This window comes from Sphingomonas sp. UYAg733 (genome assembly GCF_054057355.1).
The window spans coordinates 47,963-63,900 of sequence record NZ_JBSRZE010000001.1; the positions used below are offsets into that span (position 1 = coordinate 47,963).

General features: G+C 64.4%; 19 protein-coding genes. 11 read left to right on the forward strand and 8 right to left on the reverse strand.

From position 1 onward, the window contains the following. Positions 1 to 3 precede the first annotated feature (3 nt). Genes flgG through flgB form a run of 6 tightly spaced genes read right to left on the reverse strand, consistent with a single transcriptional unit; the run spans position 4 to position 4,298 of the window. Complete coding sequence (flgG, locus tag ACVWZA_RS00255; protein WP_183109982.1) at positions 4 to 792, reverse strand: flagellar basal-body rod protein FlgG; 789 nt, start codon at positions 790 to 792, stop codon at positions 4 to 6. A gap of 13 nt (positions 793 to 805) precedes the next feature. After that, on the reverse strand, positions 806 to 1,549 hold the full coding sequence (gene flgF, locus ACVWZA_RS00260) for a flagellar basal-body rod protein FlgF (protein WP_457309092.1): 744 nt from the start codon (positions 1,547 to 1,549) through the stop codon (positions 806 to 808). Positions 1,550 to 1,574: 25 nt separating this feature from the next. Further along, the gene (locus ACVWZA_RS00265; RefSeq protein ID WP_457309094.1) at positions 1,575 to 2,822 is read right to left on the reverse strand and encodes a flagellar hook protein FlgE; all 1,248 of its coding nucleotides are present in this window, start codon (positions 2,820 to 2,822) and stop codon (positions 1,575 to 1,577) included. A 25-nt stretch (positions 2,823 to 2,847) separates the two neighbouring features. Then, positions 2,848 to 3,528 (reverse strand): flagellar hook assembly protein FlgD, encoded by a 681-nt coding sequence (locus ACVWZA_RS00270; protein WP_457309096.1) that lies wholly within the window; start codon positions 3,526 to 3,528, stop codon positions 2,848 to 2,850. Between the two features lie 2 nt (positions 3,529 to 3,530). Then, the gene (gene flgC, locus ACVWZA_RS00275) at positions 3,531 to 3,941 is read right to left on the reverse strand and encodes a flagellar basal body rod protein FlgC (protein ID WP_457309098.1); all 411 of its coding nucleotides are present in this window, start codon (positions 3,939 to 3,941) and stop codon (positions 3,531 to 3,533) included. A 3-nt stretch (positions 3,942 to 3,944) separates the two neighbouring features. Continuing rightward, positions 3,945 to 4,298, reverse strand: coding sequence for a flagellar basal body rod protein FlgB (gene flgB, locus ACVWZA_RS00280; protein WP_457310024.1), 354 nt, complete (start codon positions 4,296 to 4,298; stop codon positions 3,945 to 3,947). A gap of 243 nt (positions 4,299 to 4,541) precedes the next feature. On the opposite strand from flgB, the gene ACVWZA_RS00285 reads away from it, so the two are divergent. The 8 genes from ACVWZA_RS00285 to ACVWZA_RS00320 all read left to right on the forward strand — a co-directional run bounded on the left by ACVWZA_RS00285 (position 4,542) and on the right by ACVWZA_RS00320 (position 10,871). Beyond that, positions 4,542 to 5,207 carry a motility protein A gene (locus tag ACVWZA_RS00285; protein WP_457309100.1) on the forward strand — a complete coding sequence of 222 codons (666 nt, stop codon included), beginning with the start codon at positions 4,542 to 4,544 and terminating at the stop codon, positions 5,205 to 5,207. After that, positions 5,204 to 5,746, forward strand: a complete 543-nt coding sequence (locus ACVWZA_RS00290) for a flagellar motor protein MotB (protein ID WP_457309102.1) — start codon at positions 5,204 to 5,206, stop codon at positions 5,744 to 5,746. The genes ACVWZA_RS00285 and ACVWZA_RS00290 overlap by 4 nt, the downstream gene beginning before the upstream one ends. A gap of 44 nt (positions 5,747 to 5,790) precedes the next feature. Then, entirely contained in the window at positions 5,791 to 6,333 is a 543-nt protein-coding gene (locus tag ACVWZA_RS00295) for a flagella basal body P-ring formation protein FlgA (protein ID WP_457309104.1), read from the forward strand. Positions 6,334 to 6,425: 92 nt separating this feature from the next. Continuing rightward, a complete protein-coding gene (flgM, locus tag ACVWZA_RS00300; protein ID WP_457309106.1) occupies positions 6,426 to 6,725 on the forward strand; it encodes a flagellar biosynthesis anti-sigma factor FlgM in 300 nt (99 codons plus the stop codon). Next, on the forward strand, positions 6,712 to 7,029 hold the full coding sequence (locus ACVWZA_RS00305) for a flagellar protein FlgN (RefSeq protein WP_457309108.1): 318 nt from the start codon (positions 6,712 to 6,714) through the stop codon (positions 7,027 to 7,029). The genes flgM and ACVWZA_RS00305 overlap by 14 nt, the downstream gene beginning before the upstream one ends. 99 nt (positions 7,030 to 7,128) lie before the next feature. After that, positions 7,129 to 8,028, forward strand: coding sequence for a lytic transglycosylase domain-containing protein (locus ACVWZA_RS00310; RefSeq protein WP_457309110.1), 900 nt, complete (start codon positions 7,129 to 7,131; stop codon positions 8,026 to 8,028). A gap of 3 nt (positions 8,029 to 8,031) precedes the next feature. Beyond that, on the forward strand, positions 8,032 to 10,125 hold the full coding sequence (gene flhA / locus ACVWZA_RS00315) for a flagellar biosynthesis protein FlhA (protein ID WP_457309112.1): 2,094 nt from the start codon (positions 8,032 to 8,034) through the stop codon (positions 10,123 to 10,125). Then, positions 10,122 to 10,871 carry a sigma-70 family RNA polymerase sigma factor gene (locus ACVWZA_RS00320; protein ID WP_457309115.1) on the forward strand — a complete coding sequence of 250 codons (750 nt, stop codon included), beginning with the start codon at positions 10,122 to 10,124 and terminating at the stop codon, positions 10,869 to 10,871. The genes flhA and ACVWZA_RS00320 overlap by 4 nt, the downstream gene beginning before the upstream one ends. 9 nt (positions 10,872 to 10,880) lie before the next feature. On the opposite strand, the gene ACVWZA_RS00325 is transcribed toward ACVWZA_RS00320, so the two are convergent. Further along, complete coding sequence (locus ACVWZA_RS00325) at positions 10,881 to 11,795, reverse strand: LysR family transcriptional regulator (RefSeq protein WP_457309117.1); 915 nt, start codon at positions 11,793 to 11,795, stop codon at positions 10,881 to 10,883. Between the two features lie 95 nt (positions 11,796 to 11,890). On the opposite strand from ACVWZA_RS00325, the gene ACVWZA_RS00330 reads away from it, so the two are divergent. Continuing rightward, positions 11,891 to 13,063, forward strand: coding sequence for an MFS transporter (locus ACVWZA_RS00330; protein WP_457309119.1), 1,173 nt, complete (start codon positions 11,891 to 11,893; stop codon positions 13,061 to 13,063). Between the two features lie 125 nt (positions 13,064 to 13,188). Here ACVWZA_RS00330 and ACVWZA_RS00335 read toward each other — a convergent pair whose 3' ends face one another. Then, positions 13,189 to 14,007 (reverse strand): flagellin N-terminal helical domain-containing protein, encoded by an 819-nt coding sequence (locus ACVWZA_RS00335; RefSeq protein WP_457309121.1) that lies wholly within the window; start codon positions 14,005 to 14,007, stop codon positions 13,189 to 13,191. A gap of 296 nt (positions 14,008 to 14,303) precedes the next feature. Here ACVWZA_RS00335 and ACVWZA_RS00340 point away from each other — a divergent pair, with 296 nt between their 5' ends. Further along, on the forward strand, positions 14,304 to 15,578 hold the full coding sequence (locus ACVWZA_RS00340) for a sigma-54 interaction domain-containing protein (protein ID WP_457309124.1): 1,275 nt from the start codon (positions 14,304 to 14,306) through the stop codon (positions 15,576 to 15,578). Beyond that, positions 15,575 to 15,937, forward strand: a complete 363-nt coding sequence (gene fliE, locus ACVWZA_RS00345; protein ID WP_457309126.1) for a flagellar hook-basal body complex protein FliE — start codon at positions 15,575 to 15,577, stop codon at positions 15,935 to 15,937. Before ACVWZA_RS00340 ends, fliE begins: the two co-directional genes overlap by 4 nt. The last annotated feature ends 1 nt before the right edge of the window (position 15,938 follow it).

Genomic DNA, 15,938 nt, shown 5'->3' on the forward strand with positions numbered 1-15,938 from the left:
CCATCACAGATTTTGGTTAACATATTTCAACATGTCGTCGGTCGCGGAGATCATTTTCGAATTGACCTCATACGCGCGCTGCGTCTCGATCATGTCGACCAGCTCCTCGACGACGTTGACGTTCGACGCTTCGAGCATGCCCTGGCGGATATTGCCGCGGCCATCGAGGCCGGCAACGCCGAGATTGACCGCACCGCTCGCGGCGGTCTCAGTGAGATAGTTGTCGCCCTGCGCGAGCAGGCCTGCCCCATTGGGGAAAGTCGCGATCTGAATCTGGCCGAGCTCGCTCGCTTCGGTCTGGCCAGTGATCGTCGCCGATACCGTGCCGTCGGTACCGACGGTGATCGAGGTGGCGCCTTCGGGCACGGTGATGCCGGGCATAACCTGATACCCTTCCGAGGTGACCATCATGCCTTCGGGCGAGCGCGAGAAATTGCCCGCCCGGGTATAACCGAGCGTGCCGCCCGGCATCTGGACCTGAAAATAACCGTCGCCGTCGAGCGCCAGATCGAGCGCATTGCCCGTGGTCTGCATCGCGCCTTGGGTGTCGATCCGTGCCGTGCCCTGGATGCGTACGCCAGTGCCGAGATTGAGGCCGACGGCGTATTTGGTTTCAGAGGTACTCGCCGTGCCCGGCGTAGTGACGGTCTGGTAAGCGAGTGTTTCGAACGCCGCGCGGTCACGTTTGTACCCGGTGGTATTCACGTTCGCGAGGTTGTTCGAGATCACGCGCATCCGCATGTCCTGGGCGTCGAGCCCGGTGCGGGCGATGTGCATGGCTGCGCTGGTCATGTCTTTCGATTCCTTATAAAGGCATCCGCATCAGCGATGCGGCGCTTGCGTCCATGTCCTTGGCTTCCTTCATCAGGTTGGCCTGGACCTCATAGGCGCGCTGGTTCTCGATCATATCGACCAGCGCCTGGGTCATGTTGACGTTCGATCCCTCGAGGGCGCCGGACGTCAGCTTTCCCTCCATGTCCTCGGGCAGCACACCGCCCCCCTTCACATGGAGCAGATTGTCGAGTCCCTTGACGGTCTGCGACCCCTTGGTGCTGACCATCTTGAGCTTGTCGATCACCTGCGGATTGTTGGCGTCGCCGCCGATCGGCACGATCGAGATCGTCCCGTCCGAGGCGATCGTCATCGACTGATAGGGCGGTACAGTGATCGGGCCGCCCGACCCCATCACCGGAAAACCGTCACCGGTTTCGAGCACGCCGGTCGGCGCAACCTGAAGATCGCCGCGCCGCGTATAGGCTTCGCTGCCATCGGGTGCCTGGACCGTCAGCCAGGATTCCCCGGTGACGGCGATGTCGAGCGGACGTCCGGTCTGCATCACCGTGCCGGCGCGCCGATCGGCATCGACAACCGATTCGGATGCCGAGGTGCGGGTCTCGAAGCCCGAACCCTTGACCGACAGCCGGTCGAACACGACGCGATCGGAGCGGAACCCGATCGTCGAGGCGTTCGCGATGTTGTTGGCGATCGACGCCTGCGACGCCATATGCGCCTTGAGGCCCGAGGCCGCGGTATAGACCAGCTTGTCCATTCAGATGCCCTTTGTCCGCCTAGGATCAGTTGCGGATGTTGAAGATCGTCTGCGAGATCTGGTTGGCGGTATCGAGCGCCTTGGCATTCGCCTGGAAATTGCGCTGTGCTGCGATCAGGCCGACCAGTTCTTCGGTGACGTCAACATTCGATCCTTCGATCGTGCCCGACATCATCGATCCGTAGCCGCTGTCGTTGGCGGCACCGAGCTTGGCCTCGCCGGAGATACCGCTGGCCGACCAATAGCTGTTACCGTTCTGACGCAGGCCAGCCGGATTGTCGAAATTGGCAAGTGCGACCTTGCCGAGCGCTACCGTGTCCCCGTTCGAGAAGCTGGCCGAGACCAGGCCGGATTTGTCGACCGTGACACCCGACAATTCGCCGACCGTCGCGCCGTCCTGAGTGCGGCCCTCGACCATGAACGCACTTGCCTTCTGTGTGGTGCCGGCCGGATCGAAGGTAAGCGATTGCGCCGCGCCGCCCGTGCTGGGCGTGAACGGGTCATAGCTGATCGGCGTGGTCGGCGCGGTCATCGTGCCGGATGCGTCGAAGGTGACGGTCGTCGGCGCGGCCGATCCGCCGACTGTCAGCGGCTGACTGCCGACATAGCTATGGACCGACCAGCTGGTCTCCGATTCACGCACATAATAGTTGGTGAGGGTCATCGCCTTGCCGGCCGAGTCGTAAATCGTCGTCGCGGTCGAGTTGTTGTAAGTCGATGCGTTGAGCGGATCGAACGTGCCGGTCGGAATCTGCGCGCTCGAATAAAGGTTCACGTCGAGCGTGACCTTCGACGTCGCGACGGGCGTGCCGCTCGTCTCGGGCAGGCGCAGGTTGATCAGGCCGTCATTGCCGGTCGCGGTGACATTGCCGTCGGCATCGACCGGATAGACCTGCAGTGCGCTGTTCTGTGCATCGACGACATTATGGGTCACCGGATCGACCTGAAAGCTGCCGTTGCGGGTATAGGCGACCGCGGAATTGATGCCGTTGGTCTTGACCGCGAAAAAGCCGTCGCCGCTGATCGCGAGATCGAGCGACGAACCGGTCGTCTTCAGATTGCCCTCGGTGAACAGCTGGCGGTTGCCCTTAACGACAGTGCCCGAGCCAACCATCTTGGTCGGATCGGTGCTGAGGTTCGACGCGATCACATCGGCGAAATCGGTCCGGCTGCGCTTAAAGCCGTTGGTCGCGACGTTGGCGAGGTTGTGCGAGATGGTCGACATCTCGGTCTGTGCCGCCTGCAGGCCGCTGAGCGAAGTGTAGAAGGACATGGGAATTGCTCCTGGTTTAAGTCGATCAGCCGATCTGGCGAACGGCAGTGATTGGAACCTGGCCGATGCCGGGCAGGGTGAGAACGGGCACGCCCGAGGCAGGCATCGAGACTGCGGCGACCGGCGCCCAGACCAGCGTGCGGCTGACCACCTCGGCATTGTCCTTGGCGGCGGTGACGACGACCTTGAACGGGCCGCTGCCGGCATCCACGCCGGCGTCGGTCTTGCCGTCCCAGTCGAATCCGACGGTGCCCTTGCTCTGCGGGCCGAGCTGCATGGTCTTCAGTACCTGGCCATCGGCGGACTGGATCGAGACATTGACCTGAGTCGCGTCGCCATCGAGCTCGACCGCGCCGGCGATGCCGCCGGCGGAGCGGCCGAATGCGACATTGCCCTCGGTCAGCACGGTGCGGCCGACATAGGCGAGCGCGTCACTCTGGCTGGTACCCGCGAGCTTGTCGGAAATCGCCTTCAGCGTCGAATTCATCTCGCTGATCCCGGCGACCGACGAGAATTGCGCCATCTGGGCGACCATCTGCGTGTTGTCGACCGGGGCGAACGGATCCTGGTTCTTGAGCTGGGCGGTCATCAGCTTGAGGAAATCGCTTTGCCCAAGCTGACCGGACGCCGATGATGCAGCGGGTGTCTGGCTGTTGGTCGTGCGATTGATGCCGAGATTGTTCAGCGTGGTATCGAAACTGCTCATGATCAGCGGCCCAGCTTGAGGGTATCGAGGATCAGCGACTTTGCCGTCTGCATCACCTCGACATTGTTTTGGTAACCGCGCGCCGTCTCCATCATGTCGACCAGCTCGCGTGTTTCATCGACCGCGCTTTCCCAGACATTGCCGTCCTTGTCGGCCATCGGGTGCGACGGATCATAGCGTTTGGTGGGGGCTTCCCCGGCATTGACGATGCTCTCGACATTGACCGTCGCGAGCCCCGTCGCCTTGTCATATTCGGTGCGGAACACCGGCTTGATCGTGCGATAGGCGCCAGCCTCGCTCGATGCGATCGACCCGGCATTGGCCAGGTTCGACGCGGTGGTGTTCATGCGCGTGAGCTGCGCCGACATCGCCTTGCCGGCGACCTGGAAAATAGTGAGCGGGTTATCGGACATGGCTTATTCTCCCCTCAGCGCGCGCGTGATCGTGCTGATGCGTCCGTTCAGGAACGAGAGTGTCGTCTGATACTGGATCGCGTTTTCGGCGAAGGCGGTCTGCTCGGTCGACAGTTCGACGGTGTTGCCGTCGAGCGATGGCGACATCGGATTGCGATACCGAACCGCCGCATCCATCCCGTTGGCGGAGAGTCCCCCCGGACCCTCCGCCGCCTGGAGCGCAACCTGGAAGTCCAGATCCTTCGCCTTGAAACCCGGCGTGGACGCGTTTGCGATGTTCGAGGCGAGCAGCCCCATGCGTTGCGAACGCACCTGGAGCGCTGCTCCATGAACCCCGAAAAGATTGTTCTCGTCCACCGTATCGGTCTCCGCACCTTGTTGTGCGCGGAAAGCTAAGCAATGGCCGTGCCAACCGGCCGTTGACGGACCGATGACGGCCCAATGGCATTCAGACGGCAGATCGGGCGGCAACACTTTGCCGGTCGGCGGCAATAATTGCCGCCGGTTCCGACCCGGTGGCTAGGCGCGGCACGTCGTCAGCGAACTGGCCCGTCCCTTGCAGTAACCGCGCCGATGACATCCGCAGCCACATTCGCCCACATGCTGGGCCCTTTCCTCGATCCCGCCGCGATCGCCATTGTCGGTGGCGGGACGTTGCTCGCCGTCATGCTGCGCACATCGCTGCGCGACCTGGCCGGGGCGATGGCCGCGCTGAGCAGCCTGCCGCGCCGCCGTTTCGATGCCACGCCACTGATCGACCAGATCGCGGCGCTCGGCCGGATCGCCCGCCGCCACGGCGTGATGGCACTGGACCGGTCGGTGATCGCCGATCCCGATGTCGCCGCTGCCGTCGCCGCGATCGTCGATGGCCAGGGGCCGGAAGACATCGCGGAGATCATCCAGCATTGCCGCCGCGCGCGGACCGAGCGTCAGCTCGCTGCGGTCGAGGTATGGAACGGTGCAGCGGAGATCGCGCCGGCGATGGGCATGATCGGTACGCTGATCGGCCTGGTCGCGATGTTCACCCGGATGACCGACACGAACGCGATCGGCGCGGCGATGGCGATCGCGCTGCTCGCGACTCTATATGGCGCGATCCTCGCCAATCTGTTCGCCGCGCCGATCGCCGCGCGGCTCAAACGTCGTGCCCGGATTGAAGCGTTCGAACGGACACGGCTGGAAGCGCCGCTGGTCGCGCTCGCCACGCGCGAACGCCCGCGCGGCATGGAACGGCCCGTGATTGCCGAACTGGCTGGCGTCGCATGACGATCGAGGATTTCCCCGAAGATGTGCCGGGCCGCCCGGCCTGGCTGATGACACTCGCCGATCTGGCCCTGCTGCTCGTCGGTTTCTTCGTGTTCGTACAGGCGGCGCAACATCTCGATCAGAACGCGCTTGCCAAGGGTATCCGCGAAGGTTTCGGCGCACCGGCCAGCACGATCGTCGTGCCAATCGAGCCGATGCCGGTCGCGGCCGCCGCGATGCTCAATTTCGCGCCGGGTTCGGCGGCATTGCCGTCATCCCCCGCCGGCCTGGTCGCGTGGGCGCGCGAAGCGACCCGCGATCCGCGCGTCACTCTTAAGATCAGCGGCGGCACCGATGGCTCCGCGACCGATGTCGATGCCGGCACCGGCAGCGGCGCCGTACTCGCCGCCGACCGCGCCCGCGCGGTTGCCGCCGAGCTCGCGCGCGGTAAGGCGGTCGCGCCGGGTCGCATGACCATTGTCAATACAATCACCGCCAATCGCCGATCCGTCGTCGTAACGATCGGCTTCGAAGGCGATCGCACCGGCAACCGGCAATGATCGGCCGCCCGGCAACCATATCCTGCTGTTCTGGAGACAAGACCATGTTCCGTCCCTTCCTTGCCGTATTGCTGCCCGCGCTCGCGATCGCGACACCGGCCAGCGCCGCGCCCTTTCAGGATACGGTCTCGCTCGACCGGGCGGTCGCCGGCTTTACCGCGCGCGGAATCGGCGACGAGGGCGGTGCGCGCAGCGTCGTCGATGCGCGATTGAAGCTCGCGCAGTGTGCGACGCTTGCCCTGTCGTGGCGTTCCGAAGCGCATGACGCGGTGGTCGTCACGTGCACCGGTCCGGAATGGCGCATCTTCGTGCCGGTTCGTTTCACGCCGACCGAACCGCGAAAGGCCACCCCGCAGACCGTCGCGGCGATGATCCCGGCGCCCAAGGTCGATCCGGTGATCAGGCGCGGCGACCCCGTGACGATCGAGGCCGGATCGCCTGGCTTCTCGATCACCCGCGAAGGTATCGCGGCGGGCGACGCGGCCCCGGGCGGGCGCTTTTTGGTCAAGATAGATGGCGGTCGGGCACCGGTCCAGGCGGTGGCGGTTGCCGGCGGACGCGCCACCCTGCCCGGATGGGCGGAGTAATCGCCCTTCACGAATACGCCGAATAATTTTTGTAAAGGTTTGCGCAATGCTGTCGTTTATCCCTGTGTGGCATGACCCGGAAAGGGGCGAACATGGTGGATCCTCTTGGCGCAAAGCCTGTCCAGACCGGCGATCGCGGCATTGCCCCGATCGCGCGCGTCGTGGCGCCGGCGGTGGTGCAGAAGCCGATCGCACCGGAAGCGGAAATGGTCAGCCAGTCCTCGCTCGCCAACGCTGCGAAGGAATTCTCCGCCAAACCGCCAATCGACCACGAGCGCATCGCGAAGATCCGTACGGCGATCGAGGAAGGGACTTTCCCGATCTATCCCGCGCAGATCGCCGACCGGCTGATCGCGTTGAAGTACGAATGGACCGGCCATGACAAGGCGTGACGCCCTGATCAGCGTGATCGATTCGCTGCACACCGAGATCGCCGCGCTGAAGGCCAATGATATCGAGGCGCTGGAGCGCGCGACCCAGGTAAAGCTTGCCGGGATCGACACGATCGCGTCGATGGGCACCGCGCCGGTCGGCCCGGAGCTGCGCGAACTCGCCGAAGAGGCCAACCGCCTCAACGAGACTTGTCGCATCTATGTGAACCTGATGGCGGCAAATGTTCGCCGCCGCCTGCAAACTCTGACCGGCGATGCCGGTGCAGGTTACCGGCCCAGCGGCGGGATCGCCGCCTACGCGTAAGGACAGCATGTCCCGCCGTCCGCCGGCGCTCGCTAAAATACAGAAATGGCACGGTCCTTGCTGATGTTTCCCTGAATAAGGGCAATCAGCCGAGGACCGATGAGTTTCAATCCGTTCGCCATCACCGGGAAAAATTCTGGCACGTCGGTCCAGTCGGCGATCGCATTCGCGAGCCAGAAAACCGGGGTCGATTTCAATTACCTGATGGGTCAGGCGCAACTGGAAAGCGGCATGCGCGCCGATGCGCGCGCCGGCACCTCCAGCGCGTCGGGACTTTACCAGTTCATCGACCAGAGCTGGCTGCGCGTGATGAAGCAGCATGGTACCGAACATGGTCTCGGCTGGGCCGCCGACAGCATCAGAACGACGAGCAGCGGCAAGATGACGGTCAGCGACCCGGTCATGCGCCGCGCGATCCTCAACCTGCGCAACGATCCACAAACCGCATCGCTGATGGCGGCCGAGCACGCCTCGGACAACAAGGACGCGATCGAGGGCGCGCTGGGCCGCAACGCCACCGGCACCGACCTTTACATGGCGCACTTTCTGGGACTCGGCGGCGCGCGGCAATTCCTTGGTGCGATGGAGGCCAACCCCAGCCGCAGCGGCGCGAACATGTTTCCCGCAGCTGCGCGCGCCAACCGCAACGTCTTCTACGCGTCGAACGGCCAGCCGCGATCGCTCGAGCAGATCTATAGCCGCTTCGCCGCCAAGCTCGACAAGGGTGCCGGCATTGCGACCGGCGCCGCCGGATCGAGCGCTGCCAGGAACAGTTTCGCTATCAACCCGGTGACGATGGCCTCCGCCGCGATCGAGATCGACGGTGCCACCGTCATTCCCGGGACAGGCGAGAGCAGCGGCAATGCCGGTGCCTGGGCCAAGGCGACGCTCGACCAGATCAACGGGAGCCGGCGCCAGACGCAGACCGCAAGCGTGATGCGCCCGACACCGACCACCGCAAGGCTCGCCTATATGATGCTCGCGAGCCTGGGAGCTTAACGCATGGCAATTGCTCTCAAGTCGCGCGGCGTGTTGCCGCTCCTGCGCAGCTCCGCTCTGCCACTGGCGACGTTGCTGCTCGTCATACTGATGGTCGTGCCGATCCCGACCTTCCTGCTCGACGTGTTCTTCATCATGAACATCGCGATCAGTCTCGCGGTGCTGATGGTCGCGCTCAACGCACAGAAGCCGCTCGATTTCTCGGCTTTTCCGACCGTATTGCTGTTCGCGACGCTGTTCCGGCTCGGCCTCAACGTCGCCTCGACCCGGGTCGTGCTTGGTCACGGTCATGAAGGCGAAGCGGCTGCCGGCCATGTGATCGAGGCTTTCGGCACCTTCGTCATCGGCGGCGATTATATCGTCGGACTGTTCGTCTTCTCGATCCTGGTCATCATCAACATGATCGTCGTCACCAAGGGTGCGGGCCGCGTGTCGGAAGTCTCCGCGCGGTTCACCCTCGACGCGCTGCCGGGCAAACAGATGGCGATCGACGCCGATCTCAACGCCGGCCTGATCACTCCGGAAGAAGCCAAGGCGCGCCGGGTCGAAGTATCGACCGAGGCCGATTTCTACGGTTCGATGGACGGTTCGTCCAAATTCGTGAAGGGCGACGCGGTCGCCGGCCTGCTCATCCTGTTCGCCAATATCGCCGGCGGCCTGATCCTCGGGCCGGTCAGCCACGGCATGTCGATCGGCGATGCGGCGCAGACCTATGTGCTGCTTGCGATCGGCGATGCGCTGGTTGCGCAGCTGCCCTCGCTGATCCTGTCGATCGCTGCTGCGGCGATCGTCACCCGGGTCACCTCGAGCCAGGATCTGGCCGGCCAGATCGGCAGCCAGTTCGCCTCCGCGCGCACCTGGACGCCGGTCGCCATCATCCTTGCCCTGCTCGGCATCATGCCCGGCATGCCACATTTCATCATCTTGCCCGCCGCAGGCATTGCCGGGTTCGCCGCCTGGAAGCTCAATCAGCAGGCCAAGCGCCCCGCGCCGGTCGAGATTGTCGCCGCCGAACCGGTCGACCAGTCAAAGATTACCTGGAACGAAGTGTCCGACGACATGCAGATCGTGCTCGACATCGGCTATGGCCTTGTCCCGCTGGTCGATGAGCGGCGCGGCAGCCCGTTGATGGGCCGCATCACCGGCGTGCGCCGCCAGCTATCGAAAGAACTCGGCTTCGTCGTGCCGCAGGTGCGCGTGCGCGACGACATCAACCTGCCGCCCTTCGCCTATCGCATTAATGTCGGCGGCGTCACCGTCGGCGAAGACAGCGTCTCGCCTGACGAAATGCTCGCGCTCGACACCGGCCAGGCGGTCGGCACGTTGAACGGTAAGCGCGCCAAGGATCCGACCTTCGGCCTAGACGCAGTGTGGATCGCACAGGGCGATGCCGATGCCGCAACCGGCGCCGGTTATCTCGTGGTCGATCCCGGCACCGTGGTCGCGACGCATCTCAACCATCAGCTCGGCGCGCATGCATCCGAACTGCTCGGCCCCGACGAGGTGCAGAATTTGCTCGACGGGTTGAAGGATCGCGCCGCCAATCTGGTTGCCGCCCTGTCACCCAACCCCTTGCCGCTGACCACGCTCACCCAGGTGTTGCGCGGCCTGCTGGCGGAGAATGTGCCGTTGAAGGAATTCCGCCGCATCGCCGCCGCGATCGCCGTCGCCGCGCAGAAATCGCCCGATGCCGACGAAATCATCGAGATGATCCGCCCCGAACTGGGCGGCCTGATCATCCAGAAACTGTGCGGCGTGCGCGAACCGCTGCGCGTGATGACGCTCGAAGGTCAACTCGAAGGGCTGCTCGGTCAGGCCGTACGGTCGGATCCGTCGCGCCGCCACACGATCGAGCCCGATCTCGGCCGGCGTATCGTCGACGCGTTGCAGCGTGCCGCCGCACCGCTGATCGCCGACGCCAAGCCGTTCGCCCTGGTCGTCCAGCCGGCGATCCGGGTCGCGATCCGCAAGCTGGTCCGCACTATATTGCCCGATACGCCGGTGATGAGCTTCTTCGAGGTGCCGGAGGAAAAAGCCGTCGAAGTGGTCGCCGTGATCGGCGCACCCGAGGCCTTGGCAGCAGGGGCGGCGGCATGAGCGCGCATCCCTTCCCCGCCGCCTTCGCCGACGCCGCACCTTTGGTCTATGGCCGCGGCGGCGCCGCGCCCGATCTCGACAGACTCGCACGCAAGCATCTGCCTTTGGTCCGGCGCATCGCCTGGCATGTCCATGGCAGCATGAGCAGCCTGGTCGAGGTGGAGGATCTGATCCAGATCGGCATGGTCGCGTTGGTCGAGGCCGTCGGCGCCTTCGAGGATCGCGGCCAGGTGACGTTCGAGCAATATCTCGTCACGCGCGTGCGCGGGTCGATGATCGACGAATTGCGCCGTCAGGCGACATTGACGCGCGGCGCGATGCAGCGCCGCCGCGCATTCAACGAATCGATCAAGGCGCTGACCGCGGAGACCGGCCAGGCACCGACCGAAACAGCCATTGCGGAGAAGCTGGGCGTGACGATCGAGAAGCTCAGGATCGACTATGCGACCGCCGAGCCGGTGCGCTTCGAGCCGATCGACGACATCTACAGCGACGACAAACCATGGTTCGCGAGCGACGATCCCGATGCGTTCGAACAGCTTGCCGAGGCCGATCTGCGCGAGACGCTGATCGCGGCGATTTCAGCACTGCCCGAACGCGAGGCACAGGTGGTCCAGCTTTATTATGTCGAGGAACTCAATCTCGAGGAGATCGGCATGGTGCTCGGCGTCGGTGCCGCGCGAATCTGCCAGATCAAGAAATCGGCGCACGACCGGTTGAAGAAGATGCTCGCCAGAAAAATGTGAGGCCCGGCGTCAGCGCGGCAGCGCCTCATCGCCGAGACGTTCGACGAGATAGTCTATGAACACCCTCACCCGGGCCGGCATCGTCGCTCCACCGACGAACAGCGCGTGGATCGGCTCGCGGTCGCCCGGATTGAACGCGTCGAGGATGCTCACCAGCCGCCCCGCCGCGATATCCTCCGTTACGTGAAACGTGCCGACGCGCGCGATACCGATCCCGTCACGCGCCAGTTGAGCGACCGTTTCGCCATTATTGGCCTCGATATTGCCGGTCACGGCGAGTTCGCGCGTGCCGCGATTGTCGCGAAATGGCCACCCCGCCTGATGACGACGGAAATTGAAACCGATGCAATTATGCGCCAGCAGATCGTCAGGCCGCTGCGGCGTGCCGCGGCGCACGAGATAGGCGGGCGATGCGACGACCGATCGGCCGCTGTCGCCAAGGCGGCGCGCGGTCAGGCTCGAATCGGCCAGCGGCCCGATGCGGATCGCAACATCCGCACGCTCCTCCAGCAAGTCGATCACCGTATCGGTCAGGCTGATGTCGATGACGATGTCGGGATAACGTACGAGAAAATCGCCGAGTAGCGGAACGACCGCGATCCGACCATGCGCCAGCGTTGCGCTGACGCGTAACCGTCCGCGTGGTGCGCCGCGGTCGGCGGCGACACGTTCGGCATCGTCGAGATCGCGCAGGATGCGCTGCGCGGCACGATGATATGCCTCACCCTCACTGGTTAGGGCGAGCGCGCGCGTGGTGCGCACGAAAAGGCGGATGCCCAGTCGCGCTTCGAGCTTGGTCACGGTGCGGCTGACCGCCGATGGCGTGAGGTCGAGCGCGCGCGCCGCCGCCGAGAAACTGCCGCGCGCGACGACCTCTGCGACGACTTCCATTTCCCCGGTTCGATCGATCCAGTCGCGCGCCATTTGTGCGTTTCACTCACAGATGCTTGTCGGTTAGCCAAGCTACAGCTTTAATCGCAGGACGACCATATGCACCGACTCGCAGGGAGTCGTTCCATATGAAGATCAATCCACCCATTCTCGCGCTGGCCGTTGGCGCCTTCGGTATCGGGGTAACGGAGTTCGCCCCGATGGGCCTGTTACCGATCATGGCGACCGATCTGGGCGTCTCGATCCCGACCGCAGGCCTGCTGGTCAGTGCCTATGCACTGGGCGTGCTGCTCTGTGCGCCGCTGATGACGCTGACCACCGCGCGGGTGCCGCGCAAGACGTTGCTGATCGCGCTGATGGGCATCTTCACGATCGGCAATCTGCTGTCGGCGCTGTCCGGAGGTTACGCAATGCTGATGGTCGCGCGAATCATCACGTCGATGACGCATGGCGCATTCTTCGGTGTGGGGTCGATCGTCGCGGCAAGCGTAGTGCCGGCCAACAAGCGTGCCGGCGCGGTCGCGGCGATGTTCATGGGCCTGACCATCGCCAATGTCGCCGGCGTGCCGGCCGCGTCCTGGATCGGCGAAGTGGCCGGATGGCGCGCAGCGTTCTTCGGCATTGCCGGCCTGGGCGTCCTGGCGATGGTCGCACTGTGGCTCGCTGTGCCTTATGCAAAGGTAACGGAGACCGCGGATATGCGCGCCGAGCTGCGTGTTCTCAAGCGGCCGCAAGTACTCACCGCGCTCGCCTTGACCGTGATCGGGTCGGGCGCGATGTTCACCGTGTTCACCTATATCGCGCCGATCCTGCGCGAAGAGACGCATGCCTCGGTCGCCTTCATTACCGCCATGCTTGCGACCTATGGCATCGGGCTGACTGTCGGCAACTGGCTCGGCGGGCGTTATGCCGACCGCTCGATCGACGGCACGTTGATTGCCGTGCTTGCCGCACTGACCGGCCTGCTGCTGCTGTTTGCCGTGACGATGCATTGGCCGATACCCGCCGCGCTGTCGATCTTTGCCTGGGGCGTGGCGACCTTCGCGCTGGTGCCGCCGTTACAGATGCGCGTGATGGCCGCCGCATCGGATGCGCCCAATTTGGCCAGTGCGATGAATATCGGCGCGTTCAACCTCGGCAATGCACTCGGCGCGGCGATCGGTGGCGCGGTGATCAGCCTGGGTCTGGGTTATGTCGCCGTGTCGATCGCCGGCGCGATCGTCGCCGGATCAGCGCTTGCCCTGGCACTGGCGACGAAAGGGCAGGACATCGCTGCCGAGCCGGTCGTCTGCGCGACCTGAGGATGCCAAAAACCCCGGCGGTCTTGCGACCACCGGGGTTTTCAGTTGCCCGACCCCTTGGGGAGCAGAGCCCGGTCGGCGCCGACACCCTATAGGGGGGCGGTGCCGGCGCCGTAGCCGTTGACTTAACGCAGCAGCGACAGAACGCCCTGCTGGCTCTGGTTCGCCTGTGCGAGCATCGCGGTCGATGCCTGGCTCAGGATCTGCGCCTTGGCGAGGTTGGTCGTTTCAGCCGAGAAGTCGGCGTCTTCGATCCGGCTGCGCGCGTCGGTCAGGTTCGTTACGTTCGAGGTCAGGTTGTTGACGACCGACTGCAGGCGGTTCTGCGACGCACCGAGCGATGCACGCTTGGTCGACACCACACCGAGCGCCGTATCGACGGTCGCAAGCGCCGCGTCGGCACCGGTCGAAGTACCGACGGTCACCGAAGCAACGCCTGTCAGCGTGACGGCAGTCAGCGCGAGGTCGACAGTGTCGCCCGAGTTCGCACCGGTCTGGATCGAAACCGTACCCGAGGTGCCGGCAGAACCGTCGAACAGCTTGACGCCGTTGAACTCGGTATTCGAGATGATGTCGGCGATCTGCGTGCTCAGCTCGGTGACTTCGGTCTGCAGGTTGGTGCGATCGTCATCCGAATAGGTGCCCGAAGCCGACTGAACCGCGAGTTCACGAACGCGCTGCAGCATGTTGGTGACTTCGCCGAGCGCGCCTTCAGCCGTCTGCGCCATCGACATGCCGTCGTTGGCGTTGCGCACGGCCTGGTTCATGCCGCGGATCTGCGACGTCATCGACGAAGCGATAGCGAGGCCGGCCGCATCGTCCTTGGCCGAGTTGATACGCTTGCCGGTCGACAGGCGCTCGATGCTCATCTGCAGGTTCATGTTGGCCGCAGTCGAAGCGTTCGAAGCACGCAACGAACCGATATTGGTTCCGATAACAGTCATGTCAAAATCTCCATTATGACTCTGACGATCCCCGCCGCCCCCAAGCGGAGGGCTGAGCCGTCAAGCCATAGAACGACCGACCAGCGGCCGGATTAAGCACTTTTGCAAACCATCATCGAAAATCATTTTCCGCGCCCCGCCCCGGCAGCCATCGAGCCCTGACGCCTCGCACGGGAGCGCGCTCGCGCGTGTGAGGGCGTGACGTGCGCCCGGAAATATTTTGCCGGGCGGCAACGTGTTTAACGTGTCGTTTACCATCGCCACCGCATGTCTCCTTCCCTCGAAGGGGGAAATCCATGCGTTCCATCGTTCCGTCAGCTGCAGTGCTCCGGCAGAAATATGCCCTGGTATCGTCGTTGCGCTCACAAGGCTTCACGGTGCGGTCGTTCGAGGATGGCCGACCGCAGCCCGGCGACCTGTTCCTCGTTGCAGAAGGTGAAGTCCCGCCCGCTCCGGCGCGCACGGTGATCATCGGCGACCAGGGCCGCCATGTCAGTCCCTCGCGCGACGGCAGCCCGGCACGCATCGCCTTCTCCTCCGAAGACGCCGCCGTCGGCAACGGCTTCGTCCGCGCGCTCGTTGCCGGGCCTGAAACGCCGACCGCCGCCGATCCCGAGAGCCTCGCCCTTTATGCCCTCGCCGAACGCGTCGCTGCCGCCGACATCACCGTGCTGATCAACGGACCGACCGGCACCGGCAAGGAAGTGCTCGCGCGGCACATCCATTTGTCATCCGACCGCCGCGATGGCCCGTTCATCGCAATCAACTGTGCGGCGCTGCCCGAAACGATGCTCGAGGCATTGCTGTTCGGTCACCAAAAGGGTGCATTCACCGGCGCGTCCTCGGGCGGCGAAGGTTTTTTCCGCGCCGCCAATGGCGGTACGCTTCTGCTCGACGAGATTGCCGAGATGCCGATCCAGCTCCAGGCCAAGTTGCTCCGCGCACTGCAGGAGCGTGAGGTCGTGCCGATCGGTGCCTCGACCCCGCAAGCGATCGACGTCCGCGTCATCGCCTGCGCCAACCGCGACCTGCAGACCGAAGTCGCCGAGGGCCGCTTCCGCGCCGATCTCTATTATCGCCTGTCGGTCTTCCCGCTTCACACCAAACCGCTCAACGAACGCCGTCAGGACATTCCCGCGCTCGCCGCGACGATGATCCTGCGCCATGCCGGCAACCGCGTTTCGGTGCCCTGGCCCGATGCCACGGCGATCGACGCGCTGGTTCACCATGACTGGCCTGGCAATGTGCGCGAACTCGAAAACGTCATCCAGCGCGCGTTGCTGTTCGCGGCCGGCGACACGATCGGCCCCGAGCATATCGTATTCGACCGCGCGCCGACGCCGCTTGCCGCCAACGACCAGCCGGTGGCCACCCCGACCACCCTGGGCAACATCGTCCAGATGCATGAATTCCAGGCGATCCGCGACACGCTCGCCGCATGCGGTGGCAGTCGGATCGAGACGGCAAAGCGGCTCGGCATTTCGGAGCGCACCTTGCGTTATCGCCTCGCCAAGGCGCGCGAACAGGGTGAGGACATCACGCGCCATCATAACCAGGCGGCATCGGCATGAGCGCGATCAATAGTGTCGGCGGCGCGACTGGCGTCGATCGGGTGATGGCGCTTCGCGCCCAGATTCTCGAACGCAATCAGGCGCTACAACGCGCCAACACCTCGGCGGGCGCCACTACCGGCGTGACCGAGACGAAGCCGACCAGCTTCGCCGCGACGATGGAAGACGCGCTGAAAAGCGTCAACCAGGGCCAGGCCAAGGCCGGCGAATTGTCCGCCGCATACGAACGCGGTGAAACGATCGACATCGCCAAGGTGATGCTCGCCCGTCAACAAGCTTCGGTCGGCTTCGAGGCGACCCTGCAGGTCCGCAACAAACTCCTGTCCGCCTATAAGGACATTATGAGCATGCCGGTATAAA